Source organism: Rosenbergiella collisarenosi (genome assembly GCF_018494085.1).
GTDB lineage: Bacteria > Pseudomonadota > Gammaproteobacteria > Enterobacterales > Enterobacteriaceae > Rosenbergiella > Rosenbergiella collisarenosi.
The window spans coordinates 418,884-432,239 of record NZ_JABBFP010000003.1 but is presented as its reverse complement, the minus strand read 5'-3'; the positions used below and the strand labels follow the sequence as shown (position 1 = coordinate 432,239).

The window sequence follows — 13,356 nt, the reverse complement described above, 5'->3', positions numbered from 1 at the left end:
TGACCTTACACAGCGGTCGCGATACCACCTTAACCGGCGCGCAAGTTAACGGTGAGCGGATAGCGGCACAGGTTGGCGGTAACTTAACGCTGACCTCTGAGCAAGACAGCAACCGCTACGACTCCAAGCAACAAAGCGCCAGCGCGGGCGGCAGTTTTACCTTTGGCTCGATGACCGGTTCAGGGAGTTTCAATCTTAGCCAAGATAAGATGCACAGCACCTACGACAGTGTGCAAGAGCAGACCGGCCTGTTTGCGGGCAAAGGGGGCTTTGATGTGAAGGTTGGTGAGCATACCCAGCTTAACGAAGAGGTTGAAAGGTTATTCGCAGAGCGAAGAGCCACAGCAGCAGGCAAGGTATGAAGGTACGTTGGGTGCCGGAGGCGTACAGCGATATGGGATTACCTAGTAGAGAGCAATCCGCTAGCCGCGCTGTAGATAGTTGAGCGGTTCAGTGAGTCGGCGGCTCTGCTGGCAGAACGCCTTTGATGGGGACGCCGGGGAAAATAGGCGGTACGCGGGAGCGGGTATTTCATGAACATTATCGGCCTGTTTACGAGCTGGATGAAAAAGCTGATACCGTCTGGATAGTGACGTTAATCCACACAGCCCAATGCTGGCCTCCCATATCGCCGGACAGCCCAAAAACCCTCTGTGAGTTGGGGTATCCATTGCCCGCGCCAAATATGGCGCTCCTGATGCGTAAAATTATTAACCTTATTAAGATCATGACTGAACAGTAAAAAAATCCGCAATTTGAAGATTACAGATGGTTGCTGATCTCCAAGATCTTTAAATTGAATATTGTTATCTTACCGAATCGGTATTACACGACGACTTCCCTTTTTTTAGTAGACCCGTATTAGGGTGGCAGTTGATATATTCGAAATATTGCGATTGAGCTGGGATAACGGAAATTTCATGCCACAGGCGTAGTGTAATATCAAAATTCAGTGCCTTAACGTATTTCATAAACTCTTTAAAAATCGCGACATGGGTAGGGTGGCTTTTCGACCAGAGTTCCAAAGCCTGTAGATCGGTGAAATGGGCAAGGCCAAAAGTCTTTGGTAATAATGCACGGTCATCACGTTCTAACACTTGCATATAACGACAGCTCAAACAACCGATAGTCAGTCCGTCGTCGCGTAAGAAACGCATTCCGGTATTCAAGATTGGCTCTACGTCCTCAACATACAGTGTGCGCTCTTCGTTTAACGTATCTGACCAATCCTGACCAGAGCGAATAAGACAAAGATTATCGCTGCCATGGACAATTTGGCGGGCGGCGTTTATCGACGAGATCCTAAGTTCGCTATGAGCATTGAGCGGCGAGGTTTGGGCGAGAGGAAGCCTGTCGCGGGCGCTCCCCCAGTAGCCGTGCTCTTGTATTTCATCGCTCATTTTCCGAGCAAGGTGAGCGATCCCTTCAGGATGATGGTGATCGGAGAATATCGTCTCCATTCCTCGTATATCAGGCGTGACGACTTCCATAAATAAGCCATATTCCTCTTGTTCTCTGTCGACGGATTGCCACCATTCTTGAAAATCGCTCTCTGTTTTCCAGAGCGAAAAAGTCTCGGCAGAAGCCCAATAGGCAATAGCAATATCGTTGATAAACCCTAATTCGTCGCGATAAGTTGCTAGATCCCAGTGCGAGGGACCATGGGCTGTTGAGAAACGCGCGGTAATTGCGTCGAGAGCCCGTTCGCCCTCGGTCTGTGTAGACTGTACGCCGAAATACGCCATAACAACGCGCTCAACGAGGGGGGAGAATCGTGTCGTCCATGCTGGGAAAGGAGGGGTGTAGGCTGCCGGGGTCGAAACCGGCGTTTTCCTTTCTTCTTGTAATGGGTGAGGAATGGCTGATTCCATGGCTATACTCCTTCATCTTTGTGACTCGAGATCCATAAATACGCAAGCGGCTGGTATACAAGCGACAGTTCCAAGGTTGGTCATAAATATGATCTCGTGGTTAAGCGGCTGAACTAGATATACCCGAGCCGGCTCTGAGAGCGTTATGACCAGAGGGAAGAAATAATTGTCGAAAACGGAAATGGTATAGATTGTACTGAGCATGAAAAAAGCGGGGTAGATTAGCTTTGCGGAACTTATGTATTTTTTCTAGAGTGAACTGCCGTTACTAAGTTTAATATAGCGAAGAGCAAATTGTTATGCCAGTTAGAATACTTGACGCAGAGTCATGTAGATAAACGCTTATCGAAAGCAGCTGATGGATAAAAAACGCAAGGTTTTCACTTGCTCTTTTAGCAAAGAACATAGGTCGTTGACCTGTCATAATTCTCTTACAAGGTAGTTTTTATGGAATGTATAAAATGTCAAAGTGAACACGCGAATCAAGAGTCTGGTCTCTGTCAGACATGCGAAGATAAGCAATATCGAAAGATTGATGGGCTATTATATCTCCCCGCAATCGGGCTAGTTTTAACGATTAGTAATAGCGTTTTGGATATTTGGGGTCTGGTGGTTAACTTTTCAGGGTATTTGACCGAGTCTGGTGCGCTCTTCCATTTTATTCTCGTAACTCTATTACTCACGCTAATCAGTTTGAGCGTTTCACTCTATGCGGCATGGATGTTTTTTAGGAAAAAGCGGCAAACTCGTCGAGCGATGATTAGCTATTATATTACAGGATTAATTATTGCGCTGTTCACCGTTATCTACCCGGCTATGTTTTTCGGAATGCCGATGACAAGCGCTAGTATGTCGCTGTTGATCAGAGGAATAATTGGCGTCTTGGTTTGGATCCCTTATTTTATCGTCTCTAAGCGGATTAACGTGGTTTTTTGTCGCTAACAATCCTGCCAGGGCACCTGAATTCTTTGCACTCGACGAACGCCCCTCCCTGGGCGTCTGACGGCAACGGTTAGTGAAGGGTTTTACACAATGAGCAAATCACGCCCTGATGAGCGGCACTGTGCATCACGTCTGGGCGTTCATAGGGCTGCTGGCAGGACACGCAATGATATAGGGTGCTAACAGGTGTACCGGCTGTATCGTAACGGGGTTCGTCAATACCGTCGTGGGTCTGTTTAGCGTAATATTTACCGCCCGTGACGATCGCCATTAAGGGTGTTAACCCTGCGGCGACCGCGAGGGCGATAAGCGGCGAATATGGCATCAGGAATGGGCCGAGTAGGCCAAAGAACGCGGCAATCGAAAGCCCCGCAGCCCCCAAAAAAGCCACCATGCCGACCGGATTAAAACGATAGAGCATCCCCTTACGGTACTCTGGGAGTTTCGGCGAGAGCTGTAATAGGTATTTATTCACCGCAATATCTATCGCGACCACCGTCACCCAAGCAATCGCAAAGTTCGAGTAGAAGCCTAAAATATTCCCGAGTACCGCAAACATATTGCCTTCCATCAGCGCAAGGGCGATGGCGAGATTAACCAGAACAAAGACGATCCGCCCAGGATAATGGCGGCGAATACGGGTGTAAGCACTGGTCCACGATAGGGAGCCGGAGTAGGCGTTGGTCACGTTGATCTTAATCTGCGAGATAACCACCAAGACGACCGCAAGCGTCAAGGCGAGCCAGCCGGGTAACATTTGATGGAAGGCGGCATTAAATTGCTGTACTGGCTCGGTACTGTTAATCCCTGGGGCGAAGCTGAGCAAATAAAAACCGAGGAAGGCACCGATCGCCTGCTTTAACGCACCAAGGACAACCCAGCCCGGACCCGCTGAAAGCACGGCTACCCACCACGAGCGACTATTCTCCCGCGTCTTAGCAGGCATAAACCGTAAGTAATCAATCTGCTCACCAATTTGCATGATCAGCGATAGGCAGATACCGGCCCCCAACATCACCGATGCCATGTCGATACCAGCTTGTCCTTGTTTTCCCGCGAAGTGATAAAACTGCTGGAGCAGGGTGGGTTGCTGCCATAACAGCGCGACAACTGGACCTATCATCAGGATCAGCCAAAGGGGGGTAGTCCAAATCTGTAGTTGGCTTAAGGCCTTCATCCCGTAGACGACCAAAGGAATGACGAGCAGCGTCGAGAGCAAATACCCCAGCCATAGGGGAAGATGTAAGCCGAGCTGCAGGCCTTGTGCCATGATCGACCCTTCCAGTGCGAAGAAGATAAAGGTGAAACTGGCGAAGATAATACTGGTGATCACCGAGCCGTAGTAGCCAAAACCCGCACCACGCGTGATCAAATCTAAGTCGATATTATACCGTGCCGCGTAATAGGCGAGGGGGATCCCGGTGAGAAAGATGATGATCGCCGCGAAGACGATGGCTAACAGGGCATTGAGGGTACCGTAGGTGAGCCCGATACTCGCACCAATGGAAAAATCGGCTAAGTAAGCGATACCGCCTAATGCCGTGATGGCAACGGTCGCGCTTCCCCAACGGCGAAAGCTATGGGGGGCATAGCGTAAGGTATAATCTTCCAGTGTCTCATTGACTGCGGATGAGGGGGCGGGGCGGCTATTGTTAGCGGTTTCACGGGAGTAGCTCATCATTGACCTCTTAAAATAAGTTAACATTATTCCGGGTAACGGGCGCCGCTTAACACGGCGTCGCGGTGAGGACTAGGTTCTCGCTCGGGAAGGACTCTCCCTCGGATGAGCGGCTTGAGCGGTCTCGCGTGCTTGCTGGAGGCGCAGTAAGGTGATGGTGCGAACCGCCGCTTTACTCTCGGAAATATGCAGTGTTAAGAGGCGTAAGGCCTCTTCACAGCGTTGTGCGTAGAGGGCGTGCAAGATCGCCTGATGCTGCTGATAGGTGGCGTGCAGGCGATGTTGCTGAGTAAAGTCTAGCCTGCGAACGCGACGCATTTTCTCGGTAATATCGCTATGCAACTGTAAAAACTGACGATTGTGCGTCGCGGCGACTAAGGCGCGATGAAAGGCCTCATCTTCCTTCGCCACGCTCGCCCCTAGGGTACTCGGGGCCGAGTCAATCCAAAAGCGCTGTTGCGCCGCAAGCGCTACGCGACGTTCTGCCAACGTAAGTGCACATAGTCGCCGGACCGCCTCACATTCGAGGACGATACGTAAATCATAAAGCTCGTCGTAATAGTCGAAATCCAACGCCTTAACCTGCCAACCACTGCGAAATAACACCTCCACATAGCCTTCACGTTCCAGATGAAATAACGCTTGTCGCACCGGGGTACGGCTAACGTTGAGCTGCTGGGCTAACGTATTCTCACTAAACCGTTCACCGGGGAGCAGCTGAAAATCGAAAATAGACTGTTTAACGGCCTGATAGACTTTATCGGCCAGGCCTTCCCGGGTTTGAGCGCTAGGCATCGTGCTTATCCTCCGCGGCCAACCAGAGCAGTGTCTCGCCTGGAGTCACTTGTTGACCCGGTTGTGCGAGAATATGTGTGACCGTCCCGGCGAAGGTTGCCGTAATCGAGAGTTCCATCTTCATCGCTTCGACGATAATCAATGGTTGACCGACCGTCACCGCGTCACCGACGTTAACCATGACTTTCCACACGTTGCCGCTCAATTCAGCTCGAACCGGGGTATCTGTCGCCTCGGCAGCGTGGGAAGGGGCGCTAGCGGGCGGCATCGAGAGTGGAGAAGGCTGTGTTTCCCAGCGGCCAACCTCTTGGGTAAATGCCTGATGTTGGCGATGACGAAACGCTGCAATTGACGATGCATTATCGTGCAGGAATTGCTGATAGGCCGCAAAATCGAATACCGTTTCCTCGATTTTTACCGAAGCGCGTCCTTCGCGAAAGGCCTCGCGCTGTGCCAGTAACTCGGTCTCAGAAACCGGATAAAAACGGACCTGATCGAAGAAACGCAGTAGCCAAGGTTCTCCGGTTGTGAATTGGGTATTTTTAAGAAACTTATTCCAAATAGGGAGCGTACGCCCCACCAGTTGATAGCCTCCCGGCGAGTCCATGCCATAGATACACATATACATTCCGCCAATCCCCACCGTTCCCTCGGCGGTGAATGTGCGGGCGGGATTATATTTTGAGCTGAGCAGACGATGGCGCGGATCGATGGGAACGGCGCAGGGGGCACCGAGATAGACATCGCCCAGCCCCAGAACCAAGTAGCTCGCAGAAAATAGGGTTTCACGGACCTCCTCGCGATGCGCGAGGCCATTGATGCGCTGGATAAAATCGACGTTATTCGGCAGCCAAGGAGCCTGCGCGCACACGGTCTCTCGGTAGCGTTCGACAGCGGATAAGGTGGCGCTGTCTTCGAAGGCCATCGGTAGCCAGATCACCCGTGACGGCACCTTCATCGTGCTGACGTCGCCCAATCGCTCCTCGATATCGACGAGTAAGCTGATGAGCTGGCGTTGGCTGAGTTGTAGGCTGTTATAGCGAATTTGTAGCGAGCGTACTCCAGGAGAAAGCTCGTCAATCCCCGTAATCACCGCAGCATTGAGGGCCTCCATCAGGAGATGAACCCGCAGGCGCAAGGCGAGATCGAGCAGATTATCGCCGTACTCGATCAGCACATAGTGGTCGCCAGCTTGGCGATAGAAAACCTCCGGTGTCGTGGCGGTTGCTGCCCGACGAGCCAATAAAGTTCCGGAACCAAGATCGGTGGACGCTAAGGAGGGCGCGGGAAAGTCGGCAATCGACGGCGCACAGAGATCGTTAATCGTCGCTTGCTGCGCACGCTCGCGCGCCACTGCTTCTAGCTGGCTTATCGGGTAGAAACGGATACTGTCGCCAGGTTTCACTTGCCCGACCTTCCACAGTTCTGCCTTGGCGATGGTGACCGGGCAGACAAAGCCTCCTAGGCTCGGGCCATCGTGGGTCAAGATCACCGGGAAATCCCCGGTAAAGTTAATGGCACCCAGCGCATATTCGCAGTCATGCACGTTTGATGGGTGCAGTCCCGCTTCGCCGCCATCAGGCCGACTCCAGCTTGGCGTCGGGCCGACTAGTCGTACACCGAGCCGGTTCGAGTTGTAATGGACCTGCCAGTCGCTGGCGAAGAAGGTCTCTATTGCCTCCGGGGTAAAGAAATCGGGAGCGCCATGCGGGCCATACAGCACGCCGATCTGCCACTGCGTGCCGTAGTCGGGGATCAGTGCGGCGGGGATCGCCGTTGGCGGAGAAATCGGCGCGGGGGTGGTACAGGCGCTAAGCGCCGGTTGCGAGAGGGCGAGCCTATCCGCGACTCGCAGCGTGCGCCCTGCATGACCGCCGAATTGCCCTAAGACAAAGGTCGATCGGCTCCCCATGTAGCAGGGCACGTCGAAGCCGTTACGCACGGCAAGATAGGCCCGACACCCGCGCGGCGCTTGGCCGAGACGTAATATTTGTCCGGCGCTAACCGTAATAGGCTGCCAATAGTCGATCGGGTCCTGGTCCAAGTATGCTGGGCAGGGCGCGCCAGTGAGGGCAATCAGCGCATCGCAGTCGAAACGTAAAGTTGGTCCCTGTAAGGTGAACTCAAGGCCAGCGGCATCGGGATGATTCCCGACGATACGATTGGCGAGGCGAAAGGCGTAATCGTCCATCGGTCCAGAGGGGGGAACGCCGATATGCCAGTATCCGAGCCGCCCTGGAAAATCTTGTAGGGTACTGAAGGTGCCCGGCTGTAAGACCTCGATGCTATGGGCGGTGGGACGAAAATGGTCGAGAAACCGCGTCGACATCGTCCCCTGTTGGAAAACCTCGGTGGCAATGACCTGGCGTAGATAGTCGAGATTGGTGGTTATACCCTGTAATCGAGTAGCATCGAGTGCGTGGCGTAGTTTCTCGAGGGCGGCCTCGCGCGTGGCAGCATGGACGATCAGTTTTGCGATCAGTGGGTCGTAGAAGGCCGAGACTTCGCTCCCCTGTTCAACGCCACTCTCGATGCGAACATCGGCGGGGAACACGACCTCGGTCAACACACCGGGGCAGGGTTGGAAATGCTTCAGGGGGTCTTCCGCATACAGGCGTACCTCGATGGCAGCGCCCTGTGGCGCGCGTTGTAAGCGTTGCCAATCAAGGGGTTCGTTAGCCGCCACCCGCAACATACATTCGACTAAGTCTACGCCGGTCACGGCTTCGGTAATTGGATGTTCTACCTGTAGGCGAGTATTGACCTCCAAGAAATAAAAGGCCTCTTGCCGAGGATCATAGATATATTCGACGGTACCCGCGCTGCGATAATTAACCTGCTTGCCAAGACGCACTGCGGAGGCTAAAAGTTCGGCGCGGATCGCTTCAGGAAGATGGGGCGCGGGGGTTTCTTCAACCACTTTTTGGTTGCGTCGTTGTAACGAACAGTCGCGCTCACCGAGGGCCACGACGTTACCTTGACCATCACCGAAGATTTGCACCTCGACGTGCCGAGCCTGATCGATATAACGTTCGAGGAACACCCCCGCATCGCTGAAAAATTGCTCCCCTAGACGACGTACACTCTCCCAGGCCTCTCGCAGCGCAGCCGCATCCGGGCAAAGCGTCAAACCGATCCCGCCGCCGCCTGCCGTGCTTTTTAACATCACCGGGTAACCGATGCGCTCAGCCGCCATTAGCGCCTCGTCTAAGGAGGCGAGCAGCCCGGTGCCGGGCGTCATTGGGACGCCAGCCGCGTGCGCTAATTCTCTGGCGCGATGCTTTAACCCAAATTCGCCAATTTGCTCTGCCGTTGGCCCCACAAATACCAGACCCTGTGCCTCGCAGTCGGCCGCGAAAGCCACGCTCTCCGAGAGGAAACCATAGCCCGGCCAAATCGCTTGCGCGCCGCTCTGTTTCGCCGCCGCTAAGATCTTATCGCGACGTAGATAGCTGTCACTGGCGTTGTCACCTCCCAATGGCAGCGCGATATCGGCGAGTTTAACGTGGCGCGCGTTGCGATCGGCGTCTGAGTAGACGGCAACACTGGTGATCCCCAAACGGCGGAGCGTCGCTAGTGCTCGGCAGGCAATTTCGCCACGGTTTGCCACTAACACGGTGGTAAACATATTATTTCTCCTCTTGGCTCATTAACCAACGACGCCACCCGCCGAAGGCAGTGATCTCTAGCGCGTCGGTCAGGGTGTAGGGTTCGCAGATAAAGCCTTTAACTGTCCGGCCATCGGCCAGTGTGACGCTACCGATCCCTAGTGGGGCGGGGATCTCGGCGACAAACTCGCCAAACCTTGCCAGCGGGATATCCCAAAGCTCCACCGTGATGGCGTTTCCGCCGTCGCCTCGCAGCAAGCCGGGTTTTTTTATCGGGCCGTCGAGTAGGGCGAAGAGTCGGTAGTTATCGGCGGTCTGCGTCTGTTCGATAAAGACGGCATCCCGCGTGGTAAGTTGGTAATTGAGCGGCATACCGGAGAGGTGAGCGCCAACCACGGCCACCCTTACGTGATCTGGCGAGGGCGGCAGGGTCGTCGAACGCGCAGGAAGGGGGTTACCGGTTGCGCCTAAGGGTAAGGCGAGCAGAGGCTGCCAACGACAGCCAAATTCCGCGAGCGCGCGGTCGTGCCAGGCGGGCGCGACTAATGTAATACCGGCGGGTAAACCATCGTCACGAAACGGCGCGGGGAGAGCCAAGGCGCTGAGGTCGGCCAAGTTAGTAAAGTTGGTATACAGGCCGAGTTGCGCGTTTAGGGCGATCGGGTCTTGGGCGAGGGCCTCAAGGGTATGGATCGTGGGGGAGGTTGGGACGAGTAACGCATCGAACGGTTGCAGGGCATGCTCAATCTCCCGGCTGAGGGTGGCCCGCAGGTATTCCGCGCGGTAAGCATCGATCGCTGAATAGTTCAGGCCTTGGCTGATCACCTGATGAACGACAGGGTCCATCTGTTCGGGATGATCGAGTCTGTCGCCGACCGCAGCGCTGCGCTCGGCCACCCATGGCCCGGCATACAGCTGCTCAGCGAGTTGCTGGAAGGGTGCGAAGTCGATCGTGGAAAGCTGTACGCCAGCCTCACGCATCGTAGCGAGCGCTTTCTCCCATGCCCCGCGTGCCTGCGCATCGCCAAAGAAGTTCACGGCATCGGGGATGGCAAAGCGCGGCTGGGCGGAGAATTGTGCCGGTGCACGCCGAGGCAGCTGGCGAGAATAAGGCTCTGCGGGATCATAACCGGCCGCGAGGGTCGCGACGTGATAAGCCTGTGCGACGGTTAGCGCGAAAATCGACACCGTATCGTTCAAGCGACAGGCCGGAATAACGCCACGGCTGGATATCCACCCCTTAGTCGGCTTCAAGCCGACCAGATTATTAAAGCCGGCAGGAACCCGTCCAGAGCCTGCGGTATCGGTGCCCAAAGCAAAAGCTACCAGCCCACGGGCAACGGCCGACGCGGACCCAGAGCTAGAGCCGCCACTGATATAGTCGCTGTTGAAGGTATTGACGACGGCACCGAAGGGCGAGCGGCACCCGACCAATCCCGTCGCATATTGGTCTAGATTCGTTTTACCGATGACGATGGCGCCAGCCGCCTTAAGCCGCGCGATCACCGCAGCATCTTCGATTGCTTGATAGGTAGCGGCCGGACAGGCGGCACTCGTTGGCCAACCGGCAACATCGATATTATCTTTTACCGCAAAGGGAACGCCCCACAGCGGCAGGGTCTGCGCAGCGGTGGGTAATGCGCTCAGCTGTTCATCTATCTGTTCGGGCGTCGCCAGCGTGATCCATGCCGTGTCCCGTGGGTCGAGGGCGGCGAGATGAGTATGAAGGGTCTGGCGTAGCGCATCGGGGTGCTGATGGTGCTGGTGCTGCCAGTCTTCGATCGTATAGCCTAGTGTTGTGCACATAGTGGGATCCCAAGTGGTATACAAGATGGGAGACTATTGAGCAAAAACTAGGCCATAATTTTAACCTGCTATTTTTAAATGGTATTTTTCGAATAATCCCACGCTTTTCGCGAGGAGATTGTGTTTTCCTGCACCATCGGCTGACGCGAGTGTTAGCCGATGGTGCAGTGCAAGGGACTCGTTAGCGCTCGCTAAAACGTCAGCGTCATTTTCCCCCAATAGCTCCGTCCGGGTTCATTGATCCGCGTAGCTGAGGGGTAGCCAAAGCTACTATTACCGGCGAGATTAAGATGCTCGCTATAGGTTTTATTCAATAGGTTATCGACGCCGACACTGAGCGCGAGGGTATCAGTAATCTGATAGCGGCTATTAGCTGAAAAAATCACGAATCCGGCACTCGGACCAAAATCTTTGCCTACCACATTGCCCTGACCCCGCGCTACGCGATGCTGGGCGCTAACAACGCGCACCAGCCCAGTGGCTTGCCACGCGCCGTGCTGCCATGTCACGCCAGCCCGTGTTTCCAGCGGCGGGATCTGCGGGAGAGGGCGATGCTGCTGGCGATTTTGCGCTTGGGCATAGCTGAGGCTGGCATCGAGTTTCCAGTGCTCGAGCCACTGGTAACTCGCACCCAGTTCGCCGCCGAAGATAAGGGCATCGACGTTACTGACCTGCGTGGTACGCCGAGGAGTAGGCGAGTAGCGAAACAGGATAAAATCGTCCACCCAGCCGAGATAGGCCGATGCCCAAGCATTGAGCTGTTTATCCTGATATTTCGCCCCGATATCCAGTTGCGTCGTCTTCTCGGGGTGAACCTGCTGGAACGCGGCAGAATAGCCGTCTGCGCCATAGGTCGGGGAGAATAGCTCCCAATAATCGGGGAAGCGCTCGGTATAGCCCAGCCCCGCATAGAGCATAACGGGTATGTTGTCCGCCTCGTGTTCAATACGCATAAACCCAGCCGGTAGCCACTGCCGGCGTGTTGCGTGCTGGCCGACTCGTCGATCCTCGGCCTGAGCAAGATCGACACGTGCGCCGCTAATCAGCTGATCGCGCTCGTTTATGCGATAGCGTAACTCACTAAACAGTCCATAATCGTTGAACTGTGCGTCGCTACGCCATCCGCCGTGCGTCTTACGGCGATGGCGATTGCTTTGCATATCGACACCACTTTGTAGCTGGGTGGCGTGCCATTGCCAGGTCCCCATGACTCGTCCGCCCAAGGTTTGGCGACCGACCTCCGAGCGCATCGGCATACGGCTTTGCGCGGCGGGACGTGAAAGATTATCCATCACGTGGTCCGCATTGTTGTAATAGATCGAACTCGTCAACTGCGTGAACGTCTCGCTAAGGTTCTCCTTCTGGAATTTTACGCCGAGGCTCTGGCGCTTAAATTGTGACCCGTCCATAGATCTGCCGGCATAACGCGCCGAGCCGTTGCCTTGTCCGGCCGTTAGCTCGAGTAAGGTATCAGTATCCGGCGTCCAGCCAACGGCGATATCGCTGTTCCACTTCCGCCATTGCGACGGCACTTTATTCCCTGAACCGTCGTGATAATCGCTGGAACGTGCGTGGTTACCGGTTAGCCGGAGATAACCGTCCTCGTTACCGAGTGCGATATCGGCATTCTGATCGAACCGCTGGCGCGAGGCTGCCAATAGGCTAGCACTTCCCTGCACGCCTGGCTGGGTAAAACTCGGGGGGAGTCGCTCGAAACGTAACGTTCCCGCCGAGTTACCCGGCCCCCACAGCACCGTCTCGGGGCCTTTGGTGAGGGTCATGAGGTCGAAATTCTCGGGGGAGAGATACGATGAGGGGGCATCCATGCGGCTGCCGCACGCCCCGAGCATCTCGCTATCGTTCATTAACATCCGTAAGCGCGAACCAAACATACCACGAAACACCGGATCGCCGTTCGTCCCTCCGTTACGAATTTGGGCAAAACCGGGGATCGTCTTGAGATAATCAGACCCATCGCTGGCGGGTAGCGGCTGACGTGGCGTCTTAGGCGAGGTGACGACCTCCAACGGAGTGGTCAGCGGTGCCACGACGGTAAGGGTCGATGCCTGAACGGGGAGCGTAGGCGAGGCGGCAACAACGCAGCTCGGGCTTACCAAGCCGCAGAGCGCCAGCGTAAGGGGGGATAACACTAATGGTGAGTGGGACATAACACTTCCTCATGACTAGGCGTGACAAGGCCTAGCCGAATTAATATTCACTATGTTGTCCTTCGAGCGAAGGGATTTATCTAACTAAGGGAAGTATTAGAGAGGAGGGGGGGCACGGGTAAGACGTGGCGACCAAAAACCGGGTCGATCTGCACCGAGGTAGCGAGTCAGGCGTCGACGAACCAGCGGCACATAACGCTGAGAAAGGAGGATAACGACGAAAAGCTGAATAAAGGGGAAGTGGGCTAATAGTTGGCAATAGCCACAGGCCATATCGTCGAGCAGCGTATTATCGATCTTAGCCGCGTGCGGCATCGCCATCCCGCACTCGTCATCCATCGAGGACATCGCCATAGTCGCCAAACTAGAGGATGGATGGGCGAGCGTTTTCGAGATGATAGGCGCGACAAACAGCATCGCAATAGAGAACATTGCGAGCCAAGCTGCCCATCGCTGCCAGTAGGGGTATCGGGTCAAAATCGTTTCCG

The 13,356-nt window shown here is 54.9% G+C and carries 10 protein-coding genes; 2 read left to right on the top strand and 8 right to left on the bottom strand.

All coding sequences use genetic code 11. The features are described 5' to 3' along the window. Positions 1 to 362, top strand: a 362-nt coding sequence (locus HGT70_RS07830; RefSeq protein ID WP_214195494.1) for a hemagglutinin repeat-containing protein, incomplete at its 5' end; no start/stop codon positions are given. A gap of 60 nt (positions 363 to 422) precedes the next feature. On the opposite strand, the gene HGT70_RS07825 is transcribed toward HGT70_RS07830, so the two are convergent. After that, the gene (locus tag HGT70_RS07825) at positions 423 to 671 is read right to left on the bottom strand and encodes a hypothetical protein (protein ID WP_214195493.1); all 249 of its coding nucleotides are present in this window, start codon (positions 669 to 671) and stop codon (positions 423 to 425) included. A 135-nt stretch (positions 672 to 806) separates the two neighbouring features. Beyond that, complete coding sequence (locus HGT70_RS07820; RefSeq protein WP_214195492.1) at positions 807 to 1,871, bottom strand: phenylacetaldoxime dehydratase family protein; 1,065 nt, start codon at positions 1,869 to 1,871, stop codon at positions 807 to 809. A gap of 447 nt (positions 1,872 to 2,318) precedes the next feature. Between HGT70_RS07820 and HGT70_RS07815 the strand changes: the two genes are divergently transcribed. After that, on the top strand, positions 2,319 to 2,813 hold the full coding sequence (locus HGT70_RS07815; protein ID WP_214195491.1) for a DUF2569 domain-containing protein: 495 nt from the start codon (positions 2,319 to 2,321) through the stop codon (positions 2,811 to 2,813). A 70-nt stretch (positions 2,814 to 2,883) separates the two neighbouring features. On the opposite strand, the gene HGT70_RS07810 is transcribed toward HGT70_RS07815, so the two are convergent. From HGT70_RS07810 to HGT70_RS07785, 6 genes are all read right to left on the bottom strand, one after another. Beyond that, on the bottom strand, positions 2,884 to 4,491 hold the full coding sequence (locus tag HGT70_RS07810; RefSeq protein WP_071429472.1) for a purine-cytosine permease family protein: 1,608 nt from the start codon (positions 4,489 to 4,491) through the stop codon (positions 2,884 to 2,886). A gap of 72 nt (positions 4,492 to 4,563) precedes the next feature. Beyond that, positions 4,564 to 5,286, bottom strand: a complete 723-nt coding sequence (locus tag HGT70_RS07805; RefSeq protein ID WP_214195490.1) for a GntR family transcriptional regulator — start codon at positions 5,284 to 5,286, stop codon at positions 4,564 to 4,566. Then, positions 5,279 to 8,914 (bottom strand): urea carboxylase, encoded by a 3,636-nt coding sequence (uca, locus tag HGT70_RS07800; protein ID WP_214195489.1) that lies wholly within the window; start codon positions 8,912 to 8,914, stop codon positions 5,279 to 5,281. The genes HGT70_RS07805 and uca overlap by 8 nt, the downstream gene beginning before the upstream one ends. A gap of 1 nt (position 8,915) precedes the next feature. Then, on the bottom strand, positions 8,916 to 10,700 hold the full coding sequence (gene atzF, locus HGT70_RS07795; RefSeq protein WP_214195488.1) for an allophanate hydrolase: 1,785 nt from the start codon (positions 10,698 to 10,700) through the stop codon (positions 8,916 to 8,918). 191 nt (positions 10,701 to 10,891) lie between these two features. After that, positions 10,892 to 12,868: a TonB-dependent copper receptor gene (locus HGT70_RS07790; protein ID WP_214195487.1), complete on the bottom strand. Its 1,977-nt coding sequence runs from the start codon at positions 12,866 to 12,868 to the stop codon at positions 10,892 to 10,894. A gap of 96 nt (positions 12,869 to 12,964) precedes the next feature. Further along, positions 12,965 to 13,345 carry a DUF2946 domain-containing protein gene (locus HGT70_RS07785; protein ID WP_214195486.1) on the bottom strand — a complete coding sequence of 127 codons (381 nt, stop codon included), beginning with the start codon at positions 13,343 to 13,345 and terminating at the stop codon, positions 12,965 to 12,967. Between the last annotated feature and the right edge of the window lie 11 nt (positions 13,346 to 13,356).